24 protein-coding genes are annotated in these 25,714 nt (G+C 61.4%); 17 read left to right on the top strand and 7 right to left on the bottom strand.

What is annotated here, in order from left to right; translation table 11 throughout:
* Nucleotides 1–106 precede the first annotated feature (106 nt).
* The gene (murJ, locus tag ACODSV_RS15360) at nt 107–1,645 is read right to left on the bottom strand and encodes a murein biosynthesis integral membrane protein MurJ (RefSeq protein ID WP_069075208.1); all 1,539 of its coding nucleotides are present in this window, start codon (nt 1,643–1,645) and stop codon (nt 107–109) included.
* 253 nt (nt 1,646–1,898) lie between these two features.
* On the opposite strand from murJ, the gene rpsT reads away from it, so the two are divergent.
* Complete coding sequence (gene rpsT, locus ACODSV_RS15355; RefSeq protein ID WP_016976313.1) at nt 1,899–2,177, top strand: 30S ribosomal protein S20; 279 nt, start codon at nt 1,899–1,901, stop codon at nt 2,175–2,177.
* A gap of 205 nt (nt 2,178–2,382) precedes the next feature.
* Here the strand turns inward: rpsT and ACODSV_RS15350 are convergent, their stop codons facing one another.
* The gene (locus ACODSV_RS15350) at nt 2,383–2,868 is read right to left on the bottom strand and encodes an FKBP-type peptidyl-prolyl cis-trans isomerase (RefSeq protein WP_012722137.1); all 486 of its coding nucleotides are present in this window, start codon (nt 2,866–2,868) and stop codon (nt 2,383–2,385) included.
* On the opposite strand from ACODSV_RS15350, the gene ACODSV_RS15345 reads away from it, so the two are divergent.
* The 3 genes from ACODSV_RS15345 (at nt 2,867) to yihG (ending at nt 6,236) form a co-directional block, all read left to right on the top strand.
* Nucleotides 2,867–3,157: a DUF3565 domain-containing protein gene (locus tag ACODSV_RS15345; protein WP_150056259.1), complete on the top strand. Its 291-nt coding sequence runs from the start codon at nt 2,867–2,869 to the stop codon at nt 3,155–3,157. The two genes, ACODSV_RS15350 and ACODSV_RS15345, sit on opposite strands and share 2 nt — an antisense overlap.
* A gap of 79 nt (nt 3,158–3,236) precedes the next feature.
* Nucleotides 3,237–5,336: a phosphate acetyltransferase gene (gene pta, locus ACODSV_RS15340; RefSeq protein ID WP_024073325.1), complete on the top strand. Its 2,100-nt coding sequence runs from the start codon at nt 3,237–3,239 to the stop codon at nt 5,334–5,336.
* Complete coding sequence (gene yihG, locus ACODSV_RS15335; RefSeq protein WP_150056257.1) at nt 5,337–6,236, top strand: 1-acylglycerol-3-phosphate O-acyltransferase, YihG family; 900 nt, start codon at nt 5,337–5,339, stop codon at nt 6,234–6,236.
* Nucleotides 6,237–6,353: 117 nt separating this feature from the next.
* Here the strand turns inward: yihG and cysN are convergent, their stop codons facing one another.
* From cysN to ACODSV_RS15320, 3 genes are all read right to left on the bottom strand, one after another.
* Nucleotides 6,354–8,252: a sulfate adenylyltransferase subunit CysN gene (cysN, locus tag ACODSV_RS15330; protein WP_024073323.1), complete on the bottom strand. Its 1,899-nt coding sequence runs from the start codon at nt 8,250–8,252 to the stop codon at nt 6,354–6,356.
* A 13-nt stretch (nt 8,253–8,265) separates the two neighbouring features.
* Nucleotides 8,266–9,183, bottom strand: a complete 918-nt coding sequence (gene cysD, locus ACODSV_RS15325) for a sulfate adenylyltransferase subunit CysD (protein ID WP_024073322.1) — start codon at nt 9,181–9,183, stop codon at nt 8,266–8,268.
* 186 nt (nt 9,184–9,369) lie between these two features.
* The gene (locus tag ACODSV_RS15320; RefSeq protein WP_024073321.1) at nt 9,370–10,128 is read right to left on the bottom strand and encodes a Nif3-like dinuclear metal center hexameric protein; all 759 of its coding nucleotides are present in this window, start codon (nt 10,126–10,128) and stop codon (nt 9,370–9,372) included.
* A gap of 102 nt (nt 10,129–10,230) precedes the next feature.
* On the opposite strand from ACODSV_RS15320, the gene algW reads away from it, so the two are divergent.
* Nucleotides 10,231–11,385 carry a Do family serine endopeptidase AlgW gene (gene algW / locus ACODSV_RS15315; RefSeq protein ID WP_024073320.1) on the top strand — a complete coding sequence of 385 codons (1,155 nt, stop codon included), beginning with the start codon at nt 10,231–10,233 and terminating at the stop codon, nt 11,383–11,385.
* 112 nt (nt 11,386–11,497) lie between these two features.
* Nucleotides 11,498–13,594 carry a TonB-dependent siderophore receptor gene (locus ACODSV_RS15310; RefSeq protein ID WP_150056214.1) on the top strand — a complete coding sequence of 699 codons (2,097 nt, stop codon included), beginning with the start codon at nt 11,498–11,500 and terminating at the stop codon, nt 13,592–13,594.
* A 280-nt stretch (nt 13,595–13,874) separates the two neighbouring features.
* Here ACODSV_RS15310 and hemH read toward each other — a convergent pair whose 3' ends face one another.
* Nucleotides 13,875–14,900 carry a ferrochelatase gene (gene hemH, locus ACODSV_RS15305; RefSeq protein ID WP_150055284.1) on the bottom strand — a complete coding sequence of 342 codons (1,026 nt, stop codon included), beginning with the start codon at nt 14,898–14,900 and terminating at the stop codon, nt 13,875–13,877.
* Between the two features lie 14 nt (nt 14,901–14,914).
* Nucleotides 14,915–15,814, bottom strand: coding sequence for a TIGR01777 family oxidoreductase (locus ACODSV_RS15300; RefSeq protein ID WP_024073317.1), 900 nt, complete (start codon nt 15,812–15,814; stop codon nt 14,915–14,917).
* Nucleotides 15,815–16,039: 225 nt separating this feature from the next.
* On the opposite strand from ACODSV_RS15300, the gene ACODSV_RS15295 reads away from it, so the two are divergent.
* The 11 genes from ACODSV_RS15295 to ACODSV_RS15245 all read left to right on the top strand — a co-directional run bounded on the left by ACODSV_RS15295 (nt 16,040) and on the right by ACODSV_RS15245 (nt 25,683).
* On the top strand, nt 16,040–17,026 hold the full coding sequence (locus tag ACODSV_RS15295; RefSeq protein ID WP_069075212.1) for an NAD(P)/FAD-dependent oxidoreductase: 987 nt from the start codon (nt 16,040–16,042) through the stop codon (nt 17,024–17,026).
* Nucleotides 17,023–17,238 (top strand): TIGR02450 family Trp-rich protein, encoded by a 216-nt coding sequence (locus ACODSV_RS15290; RefSeq protein WP_024073315.1) that lies wholly within the window; start codon nt 17,023–17,025, stop codon nt 17,236–17,238. The genes ACODSV_RS15295 and ACODSV_RS15290 overlap by 4 nt, the downstream gene beginning before the upstream one ends.
* Before the next feature lie 111 nt (nt 17,239–17,349).
* Nucleotides 17,350–18,315 carry a YbgA family protein gene (locus ACODSV_RS15285; RefSeq protein WP_190300985.1) on the top strand — a complete coding sequence of 322 codons (966 nt, stop codon included), beginning with the start codon at nt 17,350–17,352 and terminating at the stop codon, nt 18,313–18,315.
* A 15-nt stretch (nt 18,316–18,330) separates the two neighbouring features.
* A complete protein-coding gene (locus ACODSV_RS15280; protein WP_041161093.1) occupies nt 18,331–19,260 on the top strand; it encodes a MerR family transcriptional regulator in 930 nt (309 codons plus the stop codon).
* The gene (gene phrB, locus ACODSV_RS15275; protein WP_489046491.1) at nt 19,261–20,706 is read left to right on the top strand and encodes a deoxyribodipyrimidine photo-lyase; all 1,446 of its coding nucleotides are present in this window, start codon (nt 19,261–19,263) and stop codon (nt 20,704–20,706) included.
* On the top strand, nt 20,699–21,124 hold the full coding sequence (locus ACODSV_RS15270; protein ID WP_024073311.1) for a nuclear transport factor 2 family protein: 426 nt from the start codon (nt 20,699–20,701) through the stop codon (nt 21,122–21,124). Before phrB ends, ACODSV_RS15270 begins: the two co-directional genes overlap by 8 nt.
* Entirely contained in the window at nt 21,121–21,903 is a 783-nt protein-coding gene (locus tag ACODSV_RS15265) for an SDR family NAD(P)-dependent oxidoreductase (protein ID WP_069075213.1), read from the top strand. The genes ACODSV_RS15270 and ACODSV_RS15265 overlap by 4 nt, the downstream gene beginning before the upstream one ends.
* Complete coding sequence (locus ACODSV_RS15260) at nt 21,900–23,147, top strand: NAD(P)/FAD-dependent oxidoreductase (RefSeq protein ID WP_069075214.1); 1,248 nt, start codon at nt 21,900–21,902, stop codon at nt 23,145–23,147. The genes ACODSV_RS15265 and ACODSV_RS15260 overlap by 4 nt, the downstream gene beginning before the upstream one ends.
* Nucleotides 23,144–23,953 carry a DUF1365 domain-containing protein gene (locus ACODSV_RS15255; protein WP_069075215.1) on the top strand — a complete coding sequence of 270 codons (810 nt, stop codon included), beginning with the start codon at nt 23,144–23,146 and terminating at the stop codon, nt 23,951–23,953. Before ACODSV_RS15260 ends, ACODSV_RS15255 begins: the two co-directional genes overlap by 4 nt.
* A complete protein-coding gene (locus ACODSV_RS15250; RefSeq protein ID WP_150055286.1) occupies nt 23,940–25,211 on the top strand; it encodes an SAM-dependent methyltransferase in 1,272 nt (423 codons plus the stop codon). The genes ACODSV_RS15255 and ACODSV_RS15250 overlap by 14 nt, the downstream gene beginning before the upstream one ends.
* Nucleotides 25,204–25,683, top strand: coding sequence for a DUF2878 domain-containing protein (locus ACODSV_RS15245; protein ID WP_024073306.1), 480 nt, complete (start codon nt 25,204–25,206; stop codon nt 25,681–25,683). Before ACODSV_RS15250 ends, ACODSV_RS15245 begins: the two co-directional genes overlap by 8 nt.
* Nucleotides 25,684–25,714: the final 31 nt, after the last annotated feature.

Here is a 25,714-nt window from a genome sequence, read left to right as displayed (position 1 = left end):
CTCATAAAGTGGTCGATTATAACCACACCCGGCCCCGGATCACAGGCAACAGCGCAGGCCAAATGGGTCGAATCGATAAAACAATCGTTTTATCACGGCAAAGTCTCTATCCCAGCGACTTGCGATTGAAATCCCGCAGGCGGAAGCCCTGCAGCAGCAACATCCCGAAGTACACCACCACACCGGCGACGACAAGTACGCCAAGGCGCATGAAGCGCTCCAACATATGGCCTTGATCCCAGGCAGGCATGATGTGCATCAGCCCGAGCAGCACGGCCGACATCATCGCCACCGCTACCAGCAACTTGAGCGCAAACATCCCCCAGCCCGGCTGCGGTTGGAACATCTGCTGCTTACGCAGTTGATAAAACAGCAGGCCCGCATTGATACAGGCACCGGCGCTGATCGCCAAGGCAAGACCGGCGTGGGCCAGCGGGCCGATGAATACCAGGTTGAGCAGTTGCGTGACGATCAGCGTGAAGATTGCAATCTTCACCGGCGTGCGGATGTTTTGCTGGGCGTAGAAACCCGGCGCCAGCACTTTGATCACGATAATGCCGAGCAGGCCGACGGAGTAGGCAATCAATGCATGCTGGGTCATCAGGGCGTCGTGTGCATCGAATTGCCCGTACTGGAACAGCGACACCGTCAGCGGCTCAGCCAGGATTCCCAGCGCCAGGGAGCACGGCAACACCAGGACGAAACACAGGCGCAGCCCCCAGTCGAGAATGCGCGAGTACTCCTGGCGATCCTTGCTGGCGTAGGTGCGCGCCAGGGTCGGCAGCAAAATCGTGCCCAGGGCAACGCCAAGCACGCCGGACGGCAGTTCCATCAGACGATCGGCGTAGTACATCCACGACACCGAGCCGGAGACCAGCAGCGAGGCAAACGCGGTGTTGATGATCAGGGAAATCTGACTGACCGACACACCGAGGATCGCCGGCAACATGTTGCGCATTACGCGCCAGACGCCAGTGTCCTTGAGGTTCAGGCGCGGCAGGACGAGCATGCCGATCTTTTTCAGGTGCGGCAGCTGGTACAGCAATTGCGCCAGCCCGCCTGCCAGGACCGCCCAGCCCAGGGCCATGACCGGCGGATCGAAGTACGGCGTAAGGAACAGCGCGAAGATAATCATGCTGACGTTCAGCAGGGTCGGCACGAACGCCGGCACCGAGAAACGATTCCAGGTATTGAGGATCGCCCCGGCCAGGGAGGACAGGGAGATCAGCAATATATAAGGAAAGGTCACGCGCAACAGATCAGTGGTCAGCGCGAATTTTTCCGGGGTGTTGGCAAAACCGGGCGCCGTCGCCCAGATCACCCAGGGGGCGGCGAGCATGCCGGCGATGGTCACCAGCATCAATACCAGGGTGAGCAGGCCGGAGACGTAGGCAATAAAGGTACGGGTCGCCTCCTCGCCCTGCTGGGTCTTGTATTCAGCCAGGATCGGCACGAACGCCTGGGAAAATGCGCCCTCGGCGAAGATTCGCCGCAGCAGGTTAGGCAGCTTAAACGCTATAAAGAAGGCATCCGTGGCCATGCTGGCGCCAAAAATGCGCGCCAGCAGGGTGTCACGCACAAACCCCAAAACCCGGGAGATCATCGTGATAGAGCTGACGGCGGCCAACGATTTGAGCAGATTCATTGAAAGAGTTTGCGCCTATAGATAAAGAGCAGGCGAACTAAGCGCCTACATATGCGATACTGCGCGCCTGCAACAGCACAGAGCCAAAGCTCGCGAGTTTACAGGTCAAGCGCCGGAAATAAATCACCCGCCTCTTCAGATCGACCACTCAGCAGTTCGCATCAGCCGCCCTTGACAACCCATCAAGTCATCGGCATGATTCGCGGCCTATTTTGTTTGCTATTTCCTAAAAAGTCTTTCGAGGAGCTCGACGGTGGCCAACACACCTTCCGCCAAAAAACGTGCAAAACAGGCTGAGAAGCGTCGCAGCCACAACGCCAGCCTGCGTTCCATGGTTCGTACCTACATCAAGAATGTAGTTAAAGCCATCGACACCAAAGACGCTGAAAAAGCCCAAGCTGCTTACGTTCTGGCAGTGCCGGTTATCGACCGTATGGCCGATAAAGGCATCATCCACAAGAACAAGGCCGCTCGTCATAAGAGCCGCCTGAATGGCCACATCAAGGCTCTGAGCGTTGCTGCAGCAGCCTAAGTGGTAAGAACTGCCACGTAACCCCGGTTGCGTAACAGTTAAGAAATGCCCCGTACCGAAAGGTCCGGGGCATTTTTGTTTGTGCCTGAAAAGTCCTGGCCGTGATCTGTGGCAAGCCCGCTAGCCAAAAAAACGGGGAATTCTGGGCAAAAAAACGCCCCGAACCAGTCGGGGCATTTTTGCTACCACCTGATCAGTGCATCAATCAGTGGTGGTGACCGCCTTCACCGTGGACGTGGCCGTGAGCCACTTCTTCCTGGGAAGCGTCGCGGATGGCGACGATCTTCACTTGGAAGTTCAGGCGCTGGCCTGCCAGGGGGTGGTTGCCGTCGACGGTCACATCGTCGCCGTCCAGATCACGGATGGTGACGATCTGCATTTGGCCGTCCGGCGCGGAAGCGTGGAACTGCATGCCCACTTCCAACTCGTCGACGCCTTCGAACATGCTGCGGCTCAGGGTGCTGACCAGTTCGGCGGAGTATTCGCCGTAGGCATCTTCAGGCTCTACGGCCACGGTCAGTTCATCACCAACCTGTTTGCCTTCCAGCGCCTTTTCCAGGCCCGGGATGATATTACCTGCGCCTTGCAGGTAGACCAGCGGCGCGCCGCCGGCTGAGCTGTCGATGACCTCACCAGCGTCGTTGGTCAGGGTATAGTCGATGGAGACAGCCTTGTTAGCGGCGATCGTCATGGGGCGAGACCTTTTGCATAAGAATGAAGAACGGACAAGTCTAAACAAGGATTTGCCCGAAAGCGAACAGAACCCGGACGGACGGGACCGATCAACGGCCTCGTTCATCATCGGCTTCCACCAGGACGACGACCTGCACTGGGTTGCCGAGCTGTCCTGTGGACACACCCAGCACCTGCGCCACCAGCCGCCCTGGCAGTCTCGCGCCTGGGTGCTGGAGCCCACGCAACGCCTTGAAAAAATAGGCCAGCCCTTTGCCTGCGGCTGGTGTGCGCAGGAGCGCGAATAACGATAACCTTGGCGCCTGATTCCCGGTAGGCACTCAACCATAGAGCGCCACCGAAGCCATGCACCTCCAGAGAATTCGCATGCAGACTTTTTTTATCGCGCCCACCGATTTTGGTGTGGGTCTGACCTCCATCAGCCTCGGGCTGGTGCGTACCCTTGAGCGGGCCGGGCTGAAAGTCGGGTTCTTCAAGCCGATTGCCCAGCCGCACCCCGGCGATACCGGCCCCGAGCGTTCCACCGAACTGGTGGCCCGCACCCACGGCCTGAAACCGCCCCAACCTCTCGGCCTGGCCCACGTAGAGCGCATGCTCGGCGATGGCCAGCTCGACGAGTTGCTTGAAGAAATCATCACCCTTTACCAACAGGCTGCCGTGGGCAAGGACGTGCTGATCGTCGAAGGCATGGTGCCGACCCGCAGCGCCAGCTACGCGGCCCGGGTCAACCTGCACCTGGCCAAGAGCCTGGATGCGGAGGTGATCCTGGTCTCCGCTCCGGAAAATGAAGTACTCACCGAACTCTCCGGCCGCGTGGAATTGCAGGCCCAGTTGTTCGGTGGCCCGAAAGACCCGAAAGTCCTCGGCGTGATCCTGAATAAGGTGCGCACCGACGAAAGCATGGAGGCCTTCTCGGCCCGCCTGAAAGAACATTCGCCGTTATTGCGCAGCGGCGATTTCCGCCTGCTGGGCTGCATCCCCTACCAGCCGGAACTCAACGCGCCGCGCACCCGCGACGTGGCCGACCTGATGGGCGCGCAAATCCTCAATGCCGGCGACTACGAAACCCGGCGCATGACCAAGATCATCATCTGCGCGCGCACCATGCGTAACACCGTGGAGCTGCTCAAGCCCGGGGTACTGGTGGTAACCCCCGGCGACCGTGACGACATCATCCTCGCCGTCAGCCTGGCCGCGATCAACGGCGTGCCCCTGGCCGGCCTGCTGCTGACCAGCGATACCCTGCCCGACCCGCGCATCATGGATCTGTGCCGCGGCGCGTTCCAGGCTGGGCTGCCGGTTTTGTCGGTGAGTACCGGTTCCTACGAAACCGCCAACCTGCTCAACAACCTCAACAAGGAAATCCCCATCGATGACCGCGAGCGCGCGGAGATCATCACCGATTTCGTCGCCAGCCACCTCGATGCGCGCTGGCTGCACCAGCGTTGCGGCACGCCACGGGAGATGCGCCTGTCGCCGGCGGTGTTCCGCTACCAGTTGATCCAACGCGCCCAGGCGGCCAACAAACGCATTGTGCTGCCCGAGGGCAGCGAGCCATTGACCGTCCAAGCCGCCGCCATCTGCCAGGCCCGGGGCATCGCCCGCTGTGTGCTGCTGGCCAAGCCGGCTGACGTGGAAGCGGTCGCCCGCGCCCAAGGCATTGAATTGCCCGAAGGCCTGGAGATTCTCGACCCGGACCTGATCCGCCAACGCTATGTCGAGCCGATGGTGGCGTTGCGCAAGAGCAAAAGCCTCAACGCACCGATGGCCGAGCAGCAACTGGAAGACACCGTGGTAATCGCCACCATGATGCTGGCCCTGGACGAAGTGGACGGCCTGGTTTCCGGGGTTATCCACTCCACCGCCAACACTATTCGCCCGGCCCTGCAACTGATCAAGACCGCGCCGGGCTGCACCTTGGTGTCGTCAGTGTTCTTCATGCTGTTCCCCGAACAAGTGCTGGTGTACGGCGACTGCGTGATGAACCCGCACCCAAGCGCTGCCGAGCTGGCGGAAATCGCCCTGCAAAGCGCTGAATCGGCGGCCGCGTTCGGTATCACCCCGCGGGTGGCGATGATCAGCTATTCCAGCGGCGACTCGGCCAGCGGCGAAGAAGTGGAAAAAGTCCGCGAAGCCACCCTGCTCGCCCACGAACAGCAAAGCTCGCTGCTGATCGACGGCCCGTTGCAATACGACGCCGCCGCCAACGAAAACGTCGCCCGGCAACTGGCGCCCGACAGCCTGGTAGCCGGCAAGGCCACCGTGTTCGTATTCCCCGACCTGAACACCGGCAACACCACCCACAAGGCGGTACAACGCAGCGCCGATTGCGTCAGCCTGGGGCCGATGCTCCAAGGCCTGCGCAAGCCGGTGAATGACCTGCCGCGCGGCGCCCAAGTGGATGACATCGTGTACACCATCGCCCTGACGGCGATTCAAGCCGCCAACCGACCTATGGATATCTAAATGCTGGATTTTCTACCTGCCGCCGCGCGCGGGGTGATCGCTTCGCTGTTGTTGGCGCTGAATACGATCCTGTTGTGTTCGTTCCTGTTTGTCGTCGCGCTGTTCAAGGCGCTGCCGTTCGCCAAGCGCTTCAGCGAGTGGCTGATGAACCACACCCATGAAGCCTGGGTCACCAACAACAAGGGTTGGATGAACCTGGTGCGCCGCACCCGTTGGCACCTTAAAGGCCTTGAAGGCCTGGACTACCAGCACTCGTACCTGGTGACCAGCAACCACCAGAGCTGGGTCGACATCATGGTGCTGCAATACGTGCTCAATCGACGGATTCGCCCGCTCAAGTTTTTCCTCAAGCAGGAACTGATCTGGGTGCCGGTGATTGGCCTGGCATGGTGGGCGCTGGGTTTTCCTTTCATGAAGCGCTACACCAAGGCCTACCTGGAAAAACACCCGGAGAAGAAAGGCAAAGACCTGGAAACCACCCGCAAGACCTGCGCGAAGTTTCGTGACAACCCGGTAGGTATTTTCAACTTTGCCGAAGGCACGCGCTTTACGCCGGGCAAGCACGCGCAGCAGAACTCGCCGTTTCGCTACCTGCTCAAGCCCAAGGCCGGTGGTATCGCATTTGTCCTGGATGCCATGGGTGAACAGTTGAAGTCACTGGTCAACGTGACCATCCACTATCCCGCCGGACGCCCGGGGTATTGGGACTTGCTGTGCGGGAATGTGCAGGACGTGGTGGTGCAGTTTGAAGAGGTGCCGATTCCGGCCGAGTTCATTGGCAAGAATTATGAGCAGGATGGGGAGTACAGGACGGCGTTCCAGGGTTGGATCAACACGCTATGGGAAGACAAGGATGCGCTGCTGGGCAGGCTCCGCACCGAATACCCAGACAAACATTGATCAAAATGTGGGAGGGGGCTTGCCCCCGATGGCAGTGTGTCAGTCAGTACATGCTTTACTGACCCACCGCTATCGGGGGCAAGCCCCCTCTCACAGTTGACCGCGCTCGATCTTGAATTAGATCGCGCCGCGCTGACGCAACAGCTCCAGCACTTGCTTGACGCTGTCTTCCAGGGACAGTGCCTGGGTGTCGATCACCAGGTCGGCATTCAACGGCACGTCGTAAGGGAACGACTCGCCCGGGATATTATCCCCACCCGCCGCGTACAACCCTTGCGGATCACGCTCAGCACACACCAGCGGCGATGCCTGCACGTAGACCGTCAGCAAGCGATCGGCACCGATCAGCGCCTTGGCCTGTTCACGCCCTTCGGCGTCCGGTGCAACGAACGCGGCCAGGGTCAGCAGGCCGGCTTCGTTGAACTGGCGCGCGACATGCGCCGCACGACGCCAGTTCTCGGTACGCCCGACACGGTCCTGCGGCAGGCCTTTGTTGAGGTCGTGACGCAGGTTCTGGCCATCCAGTACGAACACTGCACGGCCCATGTCGAACAGCCTGCGCTCAACCGCGTAGGCCAAGGTGCTTTTACCTGCGCCTGACAGGCCGCTGAACAACACGGTGGCAGGCTGCTGACCGAAACGCTGCGCGCGCTCTTCGGTGGACACGTGGGCCAACTTGCCATGCTGCGCCGCACTGCCGTGGGTCACGGGCGGTGCGATGATCATGCCTGCGGCCACGGTGCCGTTGGTCAAACGGTCGATGACGATAAACGCGCCGGTGGTGCGGTTGCTCGCATAGCCGTCCAGCGCAATGGCGGCGTCAAGGCTGACCTTGACCCGGCCGATCTCGTTCAATTGCAGAGCACTTGCCGGGCCTTCGGCCAGGGTGTTCACGTCCACACGGTGCACGATGCTGGTGATGGAGCCCGGCACGTAGCTGGTGGCACGCTTGATGTCGTATTTCTTGCCCGGCAGCATCGGCTCTTCAGCCATCCACACCAGCATGGCGTCAAAAGCGTCGGTGACTTGCGGCACGTTGTCGGCATGCACCAGCAAGTCGCCACGGGAGATGTCGATCTCGTCTTCCATGGTCAGGGTCACGGCCTGGCCGGGGCCTGCGTGTTCCAGTTCACCTTCGAAGGTGACGATGGATTTGACGCGGCTGCTCTTGCCCGACGGCAGCACCACGACTTCGTCGCCCTTGTGCACAATGCCGCTGGCCAGGGTGCCGGCAAACCCGCGGAAGTTCAGGTTCGGACGGTTGACGTACTGCACCGGGAAACGCAGGTCGGTGTAGTTGCGATCGTTGGCGATCTCGACAGTCTCGAGAATCTCCATCAGGGACTGGCCGGTGTACCAAGGCGAGCGCTCGCTCTTGTTCACCACGTTGTCGCCCTTGAGGGCCGACATCGGCACGAACGCCATGGTGCTCGGCTTGAAGGCGATGCCATCGGCGAACTTCAGGTAGTCGGCCTTGATCTGCTCGAACACGCGCTCGTCGAAGCCGTTGAGGTCCATCTTGTTGATGGCGATCACTATGTGCTTGATGCCCAGCAACGAGGCAATGAAGCTGTGGCGACGGGTCTGGGTCTGCACGCCGTAGCGCGCGTCCACCAGGATGATCGCCAGGTCACAGGTGGATGCACCGGTGGCCATGTTGCGGGTGTACTGCTCATGGCCGGGGGTGTCGGCGATGATGAATTTGCGCTTGGCGGTGGAGAAGTAGCGGTAGGCGACATCGATGGTGATGCCCTGCTCACGCTCGGCCTGCAGGCCATCGACCAGCAAGGCCAGGTCGATGTCGTCACCGGTGGTGCCGACCTTCTTCGAATCGCGGGTGATGGCTTCCAGGTGATCTTCGTAGATCATCTTGGAGTCGTGCAGCAGGCGCCCGATCAGGGTGCTCTTGCCGTCGTCGACGTTGCCGCAGGTCAGGAAGCGCAACATTTCCTTGCGCTCGTGCTGGCCCAGGTAGGCGAGGATGTCCTCGCTGATCAAATCAGATTGATGCGACATTGGTGACAACCCCTTAGAAATAACCCTGACGTTTCTTGTCTTCCATCGAGCCTGCGCCATCGTGGTCGATGACCCGGCCCTGGCGCTCGGAAGTTCGCGTCAGGAGCATTTCCTGAATGATGTCCGTCAGCGTCTCGGCTTCGGACTCCACCGCGCCCGTCAACGGGTAGCAGCCAAGGGTACGGAAACGTACTTTCTTTTTGACGATGCGGGCTTTGTCTTCGTCGGACAAGTGCTCAAGGATGCGGTCGTCGTCGATCATGATCAGCGTGCCGTTCTTCTCGATCACGTCGCGCTCGGCGGCGAAGTACAGCGGCACGATCGGGATACCTTCCAGGTAGATGTACTGCCAGATATCCAGCTCGGTCCAGTTGGACAGCGGGAACACACGGATCGACTCGCCCTTGTTGACGTTGCCGTTGTAGACGTTCCACAACTCCGGGCGCTGGTTCTTCGGGTCCCAGCGGTGCTTGCTGTCACGGAACGAGTACACGCGCTCTTTGGCACGGGATTTCTCTTCATCGCGACGGGCACCGCCAAAGGCTGCGTCGAAACCATATTTGTCCAGAGCCTGCTTGAGGCCCTCGGTCTTCATGATGTCGGTGTGCTTGGCACTGCCGTGGGTAAACGGGTTGATGCCCTGCGCCACGCCGTCCGGGTTGACATGGGTGATCAACTCCAGGCCCAGCTCTTCAACCATGCGGTCGCGGAACCGGTACATTTCCTGGAACTTCCACTGGGTGTCGACGTGCATCACCGGGAACGGCAGCTTGCCCGGGAAGAACGCCTTGCGTGCCAGGTGCAGCATCACGGCGGAGTCTTTACCGATCGAGTAGAGCATCACCGGGTTGTCGAACTCGGCGGCGACCTCGCGGATGATGTGGATGCTTTCCGCCTCCAGCTGTTTCAGATGCGTCAGTTTATCGACCATGGCTACTCACGGAAAAACGATCTTATGGACGGCCTGCGGGCCGTGTTCGAGCGGGGCATGCTAGCACAGCACCTTCTTCTATTCAGGGAGCGATCTAGATCGAAACGGTATATGAATATACTCCCAGGTTTGACTCATCCGACTCATGAACATCGCCCTCCCTCCCACCGGGTTGATGGGGGTTAGTCAGATCGGGTTGGGGCAATCGATGAACAGGTGCTCCAGGGCGAAACGCCGCGCCAGGTAATCGCCCAGCGCCTGCACACCATAGCGCTCGGTGGCGTGATGGCCGGCCGCGATAAAGCTGATGTCGTTTTCCCGCGCGCTGTGGAAGGTCTGCTCGGAGGCTTCGCCGCTCAGGAACAAGTCGACACCGGCAGCAATCGCCTGGTCGATATAGCCCTGGCCGCCGCCCGTGCACCAACCGACACGGCGGATCATCTCGCTGCCTTCGATCAACAGTGGCTCACGGCCCATGACATCCTGCACGCGCCGGGCGAAATCGCGGGGCGACAGGGGTTCGGCCAGGGAACCGACCAGGCCGACGATCTTGAGGTTGTCGGGGTCCAGTGGGCCTTCGACGGTGATGTCCAGTTGACGCGCCAGTTGCACGTTATTGCCGACGTCTGCGTGCAGGTCCAGCGGCAGGTGATAGGCCAGCAGGCTGATGTCGTGCTTGAGCAGGGTTTTCAGGCGGCGTTGCTTCATGCCGGTGACGCAGGGGTTCTCGCCCTTCCAGAAATACCCGTGGTGCACCAGCACCAGGTCGGCCTGCGCCTCGACGGCAGCATCCAGCAATGCCTGGCTGGCGGTCACGCCGCTGACGATGCGCATCACTTGCGGACGCCCCTCTACCTGCAGGCCATTGGGGCAGTAATCGGCAATTCTTGCGCTGCCAAGGTAGCGGTCCGCTTCCTCGACGAGGGTGCTCAAAGCAACGGCCATAAAAGACTCCTAAATATCCCGTTCAGAGGCGCTCGCAGCCTCGTATAATGCGCGACATTATGGGCGCTCTCCCGCCCCCTGCAACCTGTCAGGACTTACTTGATGCTCAAGGCACTGCGTTTTTTCGGATGGCCATTACTGGCTGGCGTGCTGATCGCAATACTGATTATTCAGCGTTTCCCCGAATGGGTGGGCTTGCCCAGCCTTGATGTGAACCTGCAACAGGCCCCGCAAACCAGCGCGGTAGTACAAGGCCCGGTGACTTACGCGGACGCGGTGGTTATTGCTGCCCCGGCGGTGGTCAACCTGTACACCACCAAAGTCATCAACAAACCTGCGCATCCGTTATTTGAAGACCCGCAGTTTCGCCGCTATTTCGGCGACAACGGGCCCAAGCAACGGCGCATGGAGTCCAGCCTCGGCTCGGGCGTGATCATGAGCCCGGAAGGCTACATCCTCACCAACAACCACGTGACCACCGGCGCCGACCAGATTGTGGTGGCCCTGCGTGACGGGCGTGAAACCCTGGCCCGCGTGGTGGGCAGCGATCCGGAAACCGATCTGGCCGTCCTGAAGATCGACCTCAAGAACCTGCCGTCCATTACCCTGGGACGCTCCGACGGCCTGCGCGTGGGCGACGTGGCATTAGCCATCGGCAACCCCTTCGGCGTGGGCCAGACCGTCACCATGGGCATCATCAGCGCCACCGGGCGTAACCAGCTGGGCCTGAACAGCTACGAAGACTTTATCCAGACCGATGCGGCGATCAACCCGGGCAACTCCGGCGGCGCGCTGGTGGACGCCAACGGCAACCTGACCGGTATCAACACGGCGATTTTCTCCAAGTCGGGCGGCTCTCAGGGCATCGGTTTTGCGATCCCGGTCAAGCTGGCGATGGAAGTGATGAAGTCGATCATCGAGCATGGCCAGGTGATTCGCGGCTGGCTGGGCATTGAAGTACAACCGCTGACCAAGGAACTGGCTGAGTCGTTCGGCCTGACCGGGCGCCCAGGCATCGTGGTCGCCGGGATCTTCCGCGACGGCCCGGCGCAGAAAGCCGGCCTGCAATTGGGCGACGTGATCCTCAGTATCAATGGCGAACCGGCCGGTGATGGTCGCAAGTCGATGAACCAGGTGGCGCGGATCAAGCCGACCGACAAGGTGACGATCCAAGTGATGCGCAACGGTAAAGAGATCAAGCTGCTGGCGGAAATCGGCCTGCGCCCACCGCCTGCGCCGGTGAAAGAAGAGGAATAAACCACAGCGCCAGGTACCCGTTCGCGGGTACCTGTAAGCTCATATTTCAAAGCAAATTCATTCTCATTAGACATGTTATATTGTTTCAATATCGTTATTGGAACGCTCTATCATGCCGTCTCGAAAACTTGCCCCCTTGGCTGGCCTGGCCTTGGGTTTGCTGCTCGACCCCGCCGCTGCTGAAGAAAACACCGTTGAACTGGAGACCATCAGCGTCACTACCGACGCCTACGAATCCGCCACCGGCCCGGTCAAAGGCTACCGTGCCACCCGCTCGGCCAGCGCGACCAAAACCGACACCGCCCTTCGCGACATCCCACAGTCCATCAGCGTGATTCCCGCCTCGGTACTCACGGACCTGGGCAGCACCAACGTGGAACGCGCCCTGGAGTTTGCCGGCGGAGTGTCCAAGCAGAACAACTTTGGCGGCCTTACGCTCTACGAATACAGCGTGCGCGGCTTCACCACTTCGGAGTTCTACCAGGACGGCTTCAGCGCCAACCGGGGCTACCCAAGCACACCGGACGCGGCCAATATCGAACGTATCGAAGTGCTCAAAGGCCCGGCCGCCAGCCTGTATGGTCGCGGCGATCCCGGCGGCACCGTGAATATCGTCACCAAAAAGCCTCAGCCTGAAGCCTTCACCACCCTGCAAACCAGCGCCGGCAGTTGGGACCGTTATCGCACCGCTGTCGACGTCAATACGCCGCTGGACAGCGAGGGCAACCTGCTGTCGCGGGTCAACCTGGCGGTGGAGGACAACCACAGCTTCCGCGATCACGTCCAGAGCAAGCGCGTATTTGTCGCGCCCTCATTCAGCTGGCAGCTTGACCCGGACACCCGCTTGCTGGTGGAAAGCGAATTCGTACGCCACAGTTCCACCTTCGACCGCGGCATCGTCGACGCCCCAGGCGTATCGCGCTCCACCTTCCTCGGCGAACCCAACGACGGCGATATTGATAACCACAACAACCGCATCCAGGCCACCCTTGAGCACCACCTCAACGATGCCTGGAAACTGCGCCTGGCCAGCCACTACAAACAAGGCAGCCTGTGGGGCGATGCATCGGAAAACCGTGCGCTGAATACCGACGGCCACACGGTTGATCGCCGCTACCGCGAACGCTCCATGGGCTGGCATGACAGCATTACCCAGCTTGAACTCCGGGGATTGTTCGATATCGGCAGTGGGCAGCATGAACTGTTGATCGGTACCGAATACGAGGACTACCGCAAGAAGGAGCGCGTGACCGCAATTGCCGGCAGCCGCTACACCATCGACCTCTACAACCCGGTCTATGGTCAGCCCAAACCCAACGGCGCACGCTCCGGTACCGACTTCTTCGAACAGACCAAAAGCCAGGCGCTGAACCTGCAAGACCAGATCCTCTTCACCGACCGCCTGCGCGGCATGATCGGCGCACGCGTGGAGCATTTCGAACAACGCACTGACGACTTCACCCGCAACCACGCCAAGAGCCGACAGACCCACACTGCCCTGACCCAACGCGCCGGCCTGCTCTATCAGCTCACGCCTGAACTCGGCGTGTTCGCCAACGCCTCGACGTCGTTCAAGCCCAACAGCGGTCTGGATATCGACGGTAAATCCTTCAAGCCGGAGGAAGGTGTGGGGTATGAAGTGGGGATCAAGAGCGAGCTGTTCGACGAACGCCTCAGCGCCACCCTCGCCGCTTTTCATATCGAGAAGGAAAACGTGTTGGCCCTGGACCCGGCCACCAACACCAACCGCGCCATGGGCAAGGCACGCAGCCAGGGCTTAGATCTGCAAGTGACCGGGCAGGTGACCGACGCGGTGCGCGTGATTGGCGCCCTCGCCTACATCGACGCCGAAGTGACCAAGGGTGACAAAACCATCCCGACTGGCAGCCGCATGCTCGGCGTAGCCAAGCGCAGCGGCAGTCTGTTGGGCGTGTATGAATTCCAGGATGGGGCATTGCGCGGTTCAGACCTGGGTGCGGCCCTCACCTACGTGGGTGATCGCTCGGGTGAAGCCGGTGGCCGCTTCGAGCTGCCCGCCTACCACACCGTCGACCTGCTCGCGCATTACAAGGCCACGGACAACGTCACCGTGGGGCTCAACCTGAACAACCTGTTTGATGAGAAATACTACGAGCGGTCCTACAGCAGCTATTGGGTCAATCCAGGTGAGCCGCGCAACTTCACCGTGAGCCTGACCCTCAACCTGTAACACGATCAAGCCTGTGGGAGGGAGCTTGTCCTAATGCCAGTCAGCTAAGAGATAGAACAAGCAAACAGCAACCTGTGGCGAGCGGGCTTGCCCCGCGTCGGGCTGCGCAGCAGCCCCAATCAATCGGAATGCGGAGTATCAGGCACTCCTCAGCGGCTGGTTCCGGGGCTGCTGCGCAGCCCAACGCGGGGCAAGCCCGCTCGCCACAACAAAGCCCGCTAGCCACAGTTACAGCGTTCTTCCTTAACTAACTGGCATGAGGGCCTGCCCCTCTCCCACATTACAGTGCAACGGGCGCCCGCTCGCACAGGGTATTGAGCGCCACCGCCCACTGCTCGCTGTCATTCAGGCACGGCACCAGCACCAACTCCTCGCCCCCCGCTTCGCGGAACTGCTCACTGCCGCGATCGCCGATTTCTTCCAGCGTCTCGATGCAATCGGCGACAAACGCCGGGCACATCACCAGCAACTTTTTCACCCCTTGCTGGGCCAACGCCTCAAGGCGTGCCTCGGTGTAGGGTTCGATCCACTTCGCACGGCCCAGGCGCGACTGGAAGGCCACCGACCACTTGCCATCCGGCAAGCCCAGGCGTTCGGCGAAATCCCGGGCAACGCTGAAGCACTGCGCGCGGTAGCAGGTGGCGAGCACCTCAGGCGAGGCGTTCTTGCAGCAATCGGCATCCTTGAAACAATGCGCGCCAGTGGGGTCGAGCTTTTTCAGATGACGCTCGGGCAGGCCGTGGAAACTCAGCAGCAAGTGATCGTAGTGCTCTTCTATATAAGGTCGAGCACTGGCCGCCAGCGCGTCGAGGTATTCCGCCTGATCGTAGAACGGTTGCAGGATCGAGAATTGCACGTTGAGCTTCTTATCGCGCACCACCCGCCGGGCCTCTTCGATCACCGTGGTCACGGTGCTGTCGGCAAACTGCGGGTACAACGGCGCCAGGGTGATGTTCTGAATACCCTGGGCGGCCAGGCGAGTCAGGGTGGTTTCCAGGGACGGCTCGCCATAGCGCATAGCCAGCTCCACCGGACCCCGGGTCCACTGCGCAGTCATCTGCTGTTGCAGGCGCCGGCTGAGCACCACCAGCGGCGAGCCCTCGTCCCACCAGATCGAGGCATAGGCATGGGCCGACTGCTCAGGACGCTTGATCAGGATCAGCGACACCAACAGGCGCCGCACCGGCCATGGCAGGTCGATCACATAAGGGTCCATCAAAAACTGATTGAGGTAGCTGCGCACATCGGCCACCGAAGTAGACGCCGGTGACCCCAGGTTGACCAGTAACAACGCGTGATCCGTCATGCAACATCCTATCTCTAGAGGCGGCTGGACAAGTCGTCCAAGGCCGCCTTCAACTCAGTGAACTGGAAAGTGAAACCGGCGGCCAACAGGCGCTCGGGTAAAGCTTTCTGGCCGCCCAGCAACAAACCGGACAACTCCCCCAACCCGACCTTCAATGCGAAGGCTGGCATGGGCATGAACGCCGGGCGGTGCAGCACCTGGCCCAACGTCTTGGCAAACTCGCGGTTGCGCACCGGGTGCGGCGCGCAGGCATTATAAGGACCACTGGCGTCCCCCTGGTGCAGAAGAAAATCAATCAGGGCGATTTGATCCTTGATGTGCACCCATGGCATCCACTGCCGACCATTACCAATAGGACCGCCCAGCGCCAGTTTGAACGGCAGCAACAACCGCGACAAAAAGCCGCCCTCAGCCGCCAGTACCAGCCCGGTACGCACCAGCACCACGCGAATGCCCAGCGCCTCGGCACGCTGGGCGGTTTCTTCCCAGGCGATGCACAGCTGGCTGGGGAAATCGTCCTGAACTGGGCCACTGGCCTCGGTCAATTCGCGCTCACCACCATCGCCGTACCAACCTACGGCCGAACCGGAAATCAACACCTGCGGCTTGTGCGCCAGGCCTTCCAGCCATGTCAGCAGGGTTTCGGTCAGGCTGATGCGGCTGCTCCACAACAATGCCTTGCGTTTGTGCGTCCAGGGACGATCGGCGATGGGCGCGCCGGCGAGATTAATGACCGCGTCCACCGGGCCGATAACCTCTTGCAAGCGGGCAACACCCCGCACGGCGTCGCCGCACACGTTGGCGACTTGTGCAGGTTGACGGCTCCACACCGTCAGGTGATGACCTTGCGCCAGCCAGTGTTGGCAGAGTTGACGGCCGATCAGGCCGGTACCGCCGGTCAGCAAAATATGCATGGGACGCTCCTCATGTAACGTTCGCCGCCGATCACTGGTCTATTTTATAAGCAGGGATCAATTTGTAATCGGGCGTGACATTGGTTTAAGCAGACGGGTTTAGCCTCAGTCTTAACCATAGGCCACGCTAAACGATCAGGTACGCCAAAACTTATACCAAAAAACAATATTGTACAGCTATTGGTGTCGGCGTAGTCTGTACCCAACGGTAAAACGAGGCCTCCCATGACTGTCCCCATCGCGATCATCGGTACCGGCATCGCCGGTCTCTCCGCCGCCCGAGCGTTACGAGACGCCGGGCACGTTGTACAACTCTTCGATAAAAGCCGCGGCAGTGGTGGCCGCATGTCCAGCCAGCGCAGCGATGCCGGCGCGTTGGATATGGGCGCACAGTATTTCACCGCCCGCGACCGACGCTTCGTCAACGAAGTGCAGCGCTGGCAAAGCAACGGCTGGGCCGAGCAGTGGACACCGCAGCTGTATAACTTCAAATCCGGCCAGCTCACGCCCTCCCCCGATGAACAGACCCGCTGGGTCGGCACACCGCGCATGAGCGCCATCACCCGCGCGCTGCTCGACGACCTGCCGGTGGAGTTCGGTTGCCGGATCACCGAGGTATTCCAAGGCAAGCACCACTGGAACCTGCTGGATGCCGACGGCGGCAATCATGGGCCGTTCAGCCACGTGATCATCGCCACGCCCGCCCCCCAAGCCACCGCACTGCTGGCCGCCGCGCCCAAGCTGGCGGGTGTCGCTGCCAGCGTAAAAATGGACCCGACCTGGGCCATCGCCCTGGCCTTCGACAAACCCCTGGATACGCCGATGGAAGGCTGCTTCGTGCAGGACAGCCCGCTCGACTGGCTGGCACGCAACCGCAGCAAACCGGGGCGCGACGCCACCCTCGACACCTGGGTATTACACGCCACCAGCGCCTGGAGCAGGGCGCACCTGGACCTGTCCAAGGAAGCGGTGATCGAACACCTGCACGGCGCCTTCGCCGAACTGCTGCACAGCGCCATGCCCGCGCCTTCCTTCAGCCTGGCGCACCGTTGGCTCTACGCACGACCGTCCAGCGCCCATGAGTTCGGCGTACTGGCCGACGCCGACCTGGGCTTGTACGTGTGTGGTGACTGGTGCCTGTCAGGCCGGGTGGAAGGTGCCTGGCTCAGCGGCCAGGAAGCCGCGCGACGCTTGATCGAGCACCTGCGATGAACCGCGTCAATCCTGCCAAATTGCTGCTGTCGAAATGGACAGCAGCAAGCCCGCGCAACAAGGAAAAGCACTTCCTCGTCACTGAACTGTTTCGCGACGACGAAGGCACCGTGCTGGACATCGAGTTGCAAGCCGTGATGACCCGGCGTACAGAGCGCCTGGCCTGGCAAACCCTGCAAAACGCCGAGAATTGGCACATCGGCTGGAAATAGCCTGCGCAAAATACTTGTACAAATAATTTGACTTGTATAGCGCTAAACCTATGATGAGATTTAGTTGTACAGGTTTTATACCTTGTACAGGAATTTTGCAGAGGTTTGGCCATGTCCATTACCCCGTCCCTCAAGCCGAAGATTGGCATCAGCGCCTGCCTGCTGGGCGAGACCGTACGCTTCAATGGCGGCCACAAACAATCCCATCTGTGCAGCGAGGTGCTCGCCGAGTATTTCGACTTCGTGCCGCTGTGCCCGGAAGTGGCGATCGGCCTGGGCATTCCCCGTGAAACCATTCGCCTGGTGGGCGATGCCGAACAGCCACAGGCCGTTGGCACGGTGCACCGCGAACTGAACGTCACTGCGCCGCTTGACGCATACGGCCGGAAAATGGCCGCCGAACACACTGACCTGTGCGGCTACATCTTTATGCAGAAGTCGCCCTCGTGCGGCCTGGAGCGGGTCAAGGTGTACCGCGAGAACGGCGCACCGGTGGACGGCGGCGGTCGCGGCATCTACGCCCAGGCGTTTTGCGCTCGCCACCCGAACCTGCCCGTGGAAGAAGATGGCCGCCTGAATGACCCGGTCCTGCGGGAAAACTTCCTGGCGCGCGTCTTCGTCTACGCCAGCTGGCAACGACTGCTGGCCGAGGGCCTGACCCGCCACCGCTTGCTCGCCTTTCACTCGCGCTACAAGTATTTGCTGATGGCCCACAGCTTGATGCATTACAAAAGCCTGGGCCACCGGCTCGGCAGCATGTCCAAGGATGCCAACCTCGACGAATTGGCGGCCTGCTACTTCAGTGACCTGATGACCGGCCTGAAAAAGTGCGCCACCCGCGGCAGCCACACCAATGTGCTGCAACACATCAGCGGCTACCTCAAGCAGGTCATCAGTGCCGATGACAAACAGGAAATGCAGACCGTCATCGGCCAGTACCGCCAAGGCATCGTGCCACTGGTGGTGCCGTTGACGCTGCTCAAGCATCATTTTCGCCTCCATCCGGATCGCTACATCGCGCAGCAGGCCTACTTGCAGCCGCACCCGGAAAATCTCAGCCTGCGTAATGCGATCTAACCCATGAACAGTGTCATCAAAGCCGTCCTGCTCGACGAACCTGGCGAAGATATCGCCCAAGCCCTGGAGAACGGTTGGCTGCCGATCCGCGAAGTGGCGCGCCAAACCGGCGTCAACGCCGTCACCCTGCGCGCCTGGGAACGCCGTTACGGCCTGATCGTGCCGCAACGCACGCCCAAGGGGCACCGGTTGTTCAGCGCCGAGCATGTCCAACGCATCCACACGATCCTTACCTGGCTCAACCGTGGCGTGCCCGTCAGCCAGGTGAAAACCCTGATCGACTCAGCCCAGGTCAGCCCCGAGGCGGTCGAAAACGAATGGCATTCCCTGCGCCAGAACCTGGTGAAGGCCATCAGCGAACTGGCCGAACGCCGCGTAGACGACGCCTTTAACCAGGCCATGGCGCTGTACCCGCCGCGCACCCTGTGCGAGCAATTGCTGCTACCGCTGCTCAATGAACTGGAACAACGCTGGCAGGGCCAGTTTGGCGCGCAGATGGAGCGGGTGTTTTTCCTGTCCTGGCTGCGCAGCAAGTTTGGCGCGCGCATCTATCACAACAACCGCCAGTTGCATGGCGCGCCACTGCTGCTGATCAACCATTCCGACCTGCCCCTGGAACCGCATGTGTGGCTCAGCGCCTGGCTGGCCAGCAGCGCCGACTGCCCGGTGGAGGTGTTCGACTGGCCCCTGCCCGCCGGCGAACTGTCCTTGGCGGTGGAACACCTGCAACCGCGCGCCGTGTTGCTCTATTCGAGCAAAGCCCTCCACTGGTCGGCATTCGAAAAACTTTTGGCCGGCGTCAGTTGCCCAAAACTGATCGTCGGACCCACGGTATGCATCCACCAAACGGAGCTGGCCGTATTAATCGGCGACACCCCGGAATTGTTCGTGGCCGAAGACCCATTGTCGGCCCACCAGCGTCTGATCCAGCGTGGACTTCTTTAAATGCATTTGACCTGGCTGCGCACCGACTTGCGCCTGCACGACAACACCGCCCTGGCCGCCGCGAGCCAGCGGGGCCCGGTGGCCGCCGTGTACCTGATCACCCCGCAGCAATGGCTGGCCCACGATGACGCGCCCTGCAAAGTCGACTTCTGGCTGCGCAACCTGCAGCACTTGAGCCAGGCGCTGGGTGCGCTGAACATTCCGTTGCTGATCCGCCACGCCGAGACCTGGGACCAGGCGCCTGCCGTGCTGAGCCAACTGTGCCGGGAATTGTCGGTGACGTCGGTGCACGTCAACGAGGAATACGGCATCCATGAAAGCCGTCGCGACGCGGCCGTCGCCCAGGCCCTGGACGCCGATGGCGTGGCCTTCCACAGCTACCTGGACCAACTGCTTTTCCAACCGGGCAGCGTACTGACCAAGACTGGCACCTACTTCCAGGTGTTCAGCCAGTTCCGCAAGGTGTGCTACAGCCGCCTGCACACTGCTTTACCCCGGTTAGTGGCGACGCCCAAGGCCCAAGCCGCACTCAAGCTCAAGAGCGACCAGGTCCCTCACCAGGTCGAAGGGTTCGAACCACCGAGCGAGACACTGCGCGCGCTATGGCCCGCCGGCGAAGACGAGGCCCGCCGCCGCCTCGACGCCTTCGCCGACCAGCAGATCAGCGACTACAAGGATGAGCGTGACTTCCCGGCCAAACCCGGCACCAGCCAGCTCTCCGCGTACCTCGCGGCCGGCGTGGTGTCGCCGCGCCAATGCCTGCACGCCGCGCTGCAAACCAACCAGGGCGAATTCGAAAGCGGCGACATCGGCGCGATCACGTGGATCAATGAATTGCTCTGGCGGGAGTTCTACAAACACATTCTGGTGGGCTACCCCCGGGTGTCGCGCCACCGCGCTTTCCGCCCCGAAACCGAAGCGCTGGCCTGGCGCGATGCGCCCCAGGATCTCGCCGCCTGGCAGCAAGCGCGTACCGGCCTGCCGATCATCGATGCCGCCATGCGCCAACTGCTGGAGACCGGCTGGATGCATAACCGCCTGCGCATGGTGGTGGCGATGTTCTTGACCAAGAACCTGCTGATCGACTGGCGCGAAGGTGAGCGCTTCTTCATGCGTCACCTGATCGACGGCGACCTGGCGGCCAACAACGGCGGCTGGCAGTGGAGTTCGTCCACCGGTACCGATTCGGCACCCTACTTCCGGATTTTCAGCCCGCTGAGCCAGTCGGAAAAATTCGACAGCGAAGGCGTCTTTATCAAGCACTGGCTACCGCAGCTGGCGGCACTGAATAAAAAGGAAGTGCACAACCCCGCAGCCGTCGGCGGCTTGTTCGGCGTGGCCGATTACCCCCGCGCCATCGTCGACCTCAAGCAATCGCGCGAACGCGCCTTGGCGGCTTTCCGCAGCCTGCCATCGCGCCAGGCAGTCGGAGCCGAGCATGAGTGACTTCCTGCGCCGTTTCGCCCAGGCCTTTGCCACGCTGGACAAGCACAACCTGCAGTTGCTCGACAGCCTGTACAGCAAGGACATCGCCTTCACTGACCCGCTGCACGACGTGCAAGGGCTGCCGGCGCTGCACCGTTACTTTGCCGAGCTGTACGGCAATATCAGCCAACTGCGCTTTGACTTCCAGGGCGTCGACGAGGTGGCCGACGGTGAAGGCTACCTGCGCTGGAAAATGAGTTTTTGCCACCCGCGCCTGGCCGATGGCAAGGTGATCCGGGTGGAAGGCTGCTCGCACCTGATGTGGCGCGAGAACAAGGTGTACCGCCATCGTGACTATTTCGATGCGGGCGCGCTGCTTTACGAGCACTTGCCGATTATCGGCCGTGTGGTCCGTTGGCTGAAAAGGAGAATGGGATGAGCCTTACACCGCCCCGTCGATATTGGCTGACCGGCGCCAGCAGTGGCATCGGCGCTTCCCTCGCCGTGGAGCTGCTCAACAGCGGCGCCCACGTGGCACTCAGCTCGCGCTCCAAGGGGCCGCTGGAGGCCCTGGCCCAGCGCTTTCCCGGCCAGGTGCTGATCGTGGCGGGCGACCTGACCAACAGTCAGACCGTGCGTGAAATCGGCGAACGCATCAGCGCGACCTGGGGTTCGCTGGACACGGTGATCCTAAATGCCGGCACCTGCGAATACGTGGACGCACAGCAGTTCGACTCGTCGATTGTCGAGCATGTGGTGCGCACCAACCTGCTCGCCAGCAGCTACTGCATCGAAGCCGCACTGCCCCTGCTGCGCGCCGGGCGCACGCCGCACCTGGTGGGCGTCGCCAGTGCCGTGACCTACCTGCCCATGCCCCGCGCCGAAGCCTACGGGGCGTCCAAGGCCGGCCTGCGTTACCTGTTCGAATCCCTGCGCGTCAGCCTGTCACCGGAAAATATCGACGTCACCGTGATCAGCCCTGGGTTTGTCGACACGCCGCTGACCGCGCGCAACGACTTTCCGATGCCCCTGAGCTGGTCGGCGGACAAGGCCGCGCGGCATATCTTTGCCAAACTGGACAAGCGCCCCCTGGAAATCGCCTTCCCGGCGCTGTTCATCGCCACGCTCTGGCCGCTGTCGAAACTGCCAGATCGCGCGCAACTGATCATCGGTAAACGCATGCTGCGCAGCCCTCCGCCGAAAAAGGACGAGCTGTGAAAATCGCCATTATCGGCAGCGGTATCGCCGGGCTGACCAGCGCCTACCTGCTCAGCCGTCGCCACGACATCACGCTGTTCGAAGCGGGCGATCGCATCGGCGGGCATACCCACACGGTCAACGTCACCGTCGAGGGCAAACGTTATGCGGTGGACACGGGCTTTATCGTGTTCAACGACTGGACCTACCCCAACTTCATCCGTCTGCTGGGGCAGATCGGCGTGACATTCAAACCCACCGAGATGAGTTTTTCGGTGTGCGACCAGAGCGCGAATTTCGAGTACAACGGCAACAACCTCAACAGCCTGTTTGCCCAGCGACGCAATATCCTGTCGCCGGGGTTCTGGGGCATGTTGCGCGATATCCTGCGCTTCAATCGCCAAGCACCGCTGGACCTGCAAGCACAACGCATCAACGCCGACATGACCTTGGGCGACTACCTCACCGCCGGCGGCTACGGCCCGCGGTTTATCCAGCATTACATCGTGCCGATGGGCGCGGCGATCTGGTCGATGTCCCTGGCCGACATGCTCGGATTCCCTTTGCAGTTCTTCGTAAGGTTCTTCAAGAACCACGGCTTGTTGTCAGTGAACAACCGCCCGCAATGGTGTGTGATCGAGGGCGGTTCAAGCCGCTATATCGAACCGCTGACGCAAAGCTTTCGTGAACAGATCCGCCTCGATTGCCCGGTGCGCCGGGTGGAACGTAACGCAGAGGGCGCGATCATCCACAGCGCCGCCGGTACCGAAGCCTTCGACAAGGTGGTGTTCGCCTGCCACAGCGACCAGGCGCTGGCGCTGCTCGGTGATCCCAGCCAGGCCGAGCAGCAAATCCTCGGCGCCCTGCCCTACGCCGACAACGACGTGGTACTGCACACCGACACCCGCTTGCTGCCCGATCGCGAATTGGCCTGGGCCAGCTGGAACTACCGGCTGACCGGCAACGCGCAGACCCAGGCGGCAGTCACCTATGACATGAACATCCTGCAAGGCATCGACAGCACCACCACGTTTTGCGTCAGCCTCAACCAGACGCCGATGATCAACCCACTGAAGATCCTCGCCCGCTACACCTACGCTCACCCGCAATACAGCCTGGCAGCGGTGGCCGCCCAAGCGCGCTGGGAAGAATTGAACGGCGCGCAGCACACCTATTATTGCGGCGCCTACTGGGCCAATGGTTTCCATGAAGACGGCGTGGTCAGCGCATTGCGCGTGGGCAAGGCGTTTGGAGAAACCCTGTGAACAGTGCCCTGTACAGCGGCTGGATCGCCCATCGCCGGTTCGCGCCCAAGGCCCACGCCTTTCGCTACCGCATCGGCCTGCTGTACCTGGACCTGAGCGAAGAAGACGAAGTGCTTGGGCTTTCGCCCCTGGCCGGCACGCGTCGCTTGGCGCCCTTCGGCTTTCGCCAGCAGGATTACCTGCGAGAATTCACACGCCACGGCATGAGCTTGAGCGATGCCGTGCGCCAGGAAGTCGGCAAGGCCCTGGGGCGTGCCCCCCAGGGCGCTATCTGCCTGCTGACCCAGGCCCGCAGTTGGGGCCTGGCTTTTAATCCGGTGAGTTTCTTCTACTGCTTCGAAGCCGACGGACAATTGGCGGCGATCCTGTGTGAAGTGACCAACACCCCATGGCGCGAGCGCTATCACTATGTCCTCCCGGCCCAGGCCCTCGCCGCCGGCGAGCACCAGCATTTCGCCGTGGCCAAGGCGTTTCATGTCTCGCCGTTCCTGCCGCGCAACCTGGAATACCGCATGAGCTTCAGCCCACCCGCCGCCAGGCTTGGCGTGCACATGGCCGATTGGCAGGGCTCGCAAAAAATCTTCGACGCGACCTTGAGCCTGCAAAGAGAGGCACTGAGTCGCACCAGCCTGCACCGTTACCTGTGGCGTTTTCCGTGGATGACCGCGAAGACCTGCCTGGCCATCTACTGGCAGGCCCTGCGCCTGTTACTCAAGCGCATACCGATTTTTTCCCATCAGGCCGCCGATGGCGCCTCTCGCACAGCAGTCGGTTATACCAAGGATCGCCGCCATGAAATCCCCTAGCTTATCGGTCAAATCCAGCCGCCTGAACATCAACGGCCTGACCAGTGCGCTGTTGCGCAAGGGCGTGCTGCGCCAGCTCAGTCAATTGCGCCATGGCCAACTGGTGATCATCGAGGACGGCGAACGCCAGGTCTTCGGCGCACGGGAAGCGCACCTGCTCGGGGAAATCCAGATCCTCGACTCGGCGGTATGGGGCCTGGTGGCGGCCAACGGTTCCATCGGCGCGGGCGAGGCGTTTATCCATGGCTACTGGAGCAGCCCAGACCTGACCGCCGTGGTACGCGTGATGGTCAGCAACCTGGAAGTACTCGATGCACTGGAAGGTGGCCTGGCCAAGTTGGCGCGGCCGTTCACCCAAGGTGTGCACTGGCTCAACCGCAATACGCGCAAAGGCTCGCAGAAAAACATCGCCGCCCACTATGACCTGGGCAACGACCTGTTCGAAGAGTTCCTCGACCCGACCATGATGTATTCGGCGGCGCAGTTCCTCACGGCCGATGACACCCTGGAACAGGCGCAACTGAACAAGCTTGCGCGCATCTGCCAGAAACTGGCGCTCAAGCCCAGCGATCATCTGCTGGAAATCGGCACCGGTTGGGGCAGCATGGCCTTGTATGCCGCACAGCATTACGGCTGCAAGGTCACCACCACGACCTTGTCCAAGGAGCAATTCGCCTACACCGAAAAACGCATCCAGGCCCTGGGCTTGCAGGACCAGGTGACGCTGTTGCTGCAGGACTACCGCGACCTGACCGGCCAATACGACAAGCTGGTGTCCATCGAAATGATCGAAGCGGTGGGCCATCGCTTCCTGCCGACCTACTTCAAGCAATGCGCGCACCTGCTCAAGAGTGACGGCCTGATGTTGCTGCAAGCCATCACCATTCGCGAACAGCGTTTCGAGCAGGCCAAGAACAGCGTCGACTTTATCCAGCGCTATATCTTCCCCGGTGGCGCCCTGCCCAGCGTGCAAAACATGCTGCATATCGTCAGCCGCGACACCGATATGAACCTGCTGCACATGGAAGATTTCGGCCTGCATTACGCGCGAACCCTGCGCCTGTGGCATGAGAACTTTCGCCGCGCCCATGGCCGCCTGACAGAATTGGGCTACGACGAATACTTCCTGCGCTTGTGGGAATTCTATCTGTGCTACTGCGAAGGCGGCTTTATGGAGCGCACCATCGGCACCGCACAGTTACTGCTGGCCAAGCCCTCGGCCATCACGCCCCCCCTGCTCGGGCGGTTCAGTGCTTAAAACCGTCGCCAATGCCGCGCTGTTCCAGTGCGGCTGGCTTGCCTGCGTACTCGGCGGCGACAGCCCCTGGCTGCTGGTGGGGGTGGCGGTGCTGGCAGTCCACCTGCTGTGGATAAGTTCGTGGGCCGAGGATGCTGCGCTGATCATCCGCGTGACGCTGGTGGGTACGGTGCTGGATACGCTGCTGCGCAACCTCGGCGTTTTTCAGTTCAACGAGCCGGGGCCGCTGATTCCGTTGTGGTTGATCCTGCTGTGGGCGACGCTGGCAACCACCTTGCGCCATTGCCTGGCCTGGAGCGCCCGGCCCTGGTGGCGTGCAGCTGTGCTGGGAGCCTTCGGCGGGCCATTCTCGTATTACGCAGGGAGCCAATTGGCGGGCGTGCAGTTTGGCTACGCATTGTGGCCAACCATGGCGGGGCTGGCACTGCTTTGGGCGGCGGTGTTCGTCGGCTTGCACCGGCTGGCACGCTGACGTCTGTCAGCCCTTTCACACCTGTGTCACC

It is taken from the genome of Pseudomonas sp. FG86, assembly GCF_057808775.1.
Note: the sequence above shows the minus strand (reverse complement) of the source record. Positions and strands in the feature narration are given on the sequence as shown.

Bases quoted from the DNA above. Each gene is read 5' to 3' on its own strand.
- ACODSV_RS15345 (WP_150056259.1), top strand. From the start codon at position 2,867: ATGGGGCGAGACCTTTTGCATAAGAATGAAGAACGGACAAGTCTAAAC.
- algW (WP_024073320.1), top strand. From the start codon at position 10,231: ATGCTCAAGGCACTGCGTTTTTTCGGATGGCCATTACTGGCTGGCGTG.
- murJ (WP_069075208.1), bottom strand. From the start codon at position 1,645: ATGAATCTGCTCAAATCGTTGGCCGCCGTCAGCTCTATCACGATGATC.
- ACODSV_RS15300 (WP_024073317.1), bottom strand. From the start codon at position 15,814: ATGCATATTTTGCTGACCGGCGGTACCGGCCTGATCGGCCGTCAACTC.
- ACODSV_RS15295 (WP_069075212.1), top strand. From the start codon at position 16,040: ATGACTGTCCCCATCGCGATCATCGGTACCGGCATCGCCGGTCTCTCC.
- phrB (WP_489046491.1), top strand. From the start codon at position 19,261: ATGCATTTGACCTGGCTGCGCACCGACTTGCGCCTGCACGACAACACC.
- yihG (WP_150056257.1), top strand. From the start codon at position 5,337: ATGCTGGATTTTCTACCTGCCGCCGCGCGCGGGGTGATCGCTTCGCTG.
- cysD (WP_024073322.1), bottom strand. From the start codon at position 9,183: ATGGTCGATAAACTGACGCATCTGAAACAGCTGGAGGCGGAAAGCATC.
- pta (WP_024073325.1), top strand. From the start codon at position 3,237: ATGCAGACTTTTTTTATCGCGCCCACCGATTTTGGTGTGGGTCTGACC.
- ACODSV_RS15310 (WP_150056214.1), top strand. From the start codon at position 11,498: ATGCCGTCTCGAAAACTTGCCCCCTTGGCTGGCCTGGCCTTGGGTTTG.
- ACODSV_RS15290 (WP_024073315.1), top strand. From the start codon at position 17,023: ATGAACCGCGTCAATCCTGCCAAATTGCTGCTGTCGAAATGGACAGCA.
- cysN (WP_024073323.1), bottom strand. From the start codon at position 8,252: ATGTCGCATCAATCTGATTTGATCAGCGAGGACATCCTCGCCTACCTG.
- ACODSV_RS15350 (WP_012722137.1), bottom strand. From the start codon at position 2,868: ATGACGATCGCCGCTAACAAGGCTGTCTCCATCGACTATACCCTGACC.
- ACODSV_RS15285 (WP_190300985.1), top strand. From the start codon at position 17,350: ATGTCCATTACCCCGTCCCTCAAGCCGAAGATTGGCATCAGCGCCTGC.
- ACODSV_RS15320 (WP_024073321.1), bottom strand. From the start codon at position 10,128: ATGGCCGTTGCTTTGAGCACCCTCGTCGAGGAAGCGGACCGCTACCTT.
- ACODSV_RS15250 (WP_150055286.1), top strand. From the start codon at position 23,940: ATGAAATCCCCTAGCTTATCGGTCAAATCCAGCCGCCTGAACATCAAC.
- ACODSV_RS15265 (WP_069075213.1), top strand. From the start codon at position 21,121: ATGAGCCTTACACCGCCCCGTCGATATTGGCTGACCGGCGCCAGCAGT.
- hemH (WP_150055284.1), bottom strand. From the start codon at position 14,900: ATGACGGATCACGCGTTGTTACTGGTCAACCTGGGGTCACCGGCGTCT.
- ACODSV_RS15270 (WP_024073311.1), top strand. From the start codon at position 20,699: ATGAGTGACTTCCTGCGCCGTTTCGCCCAGGCCTTTGCCACGCTGGAC.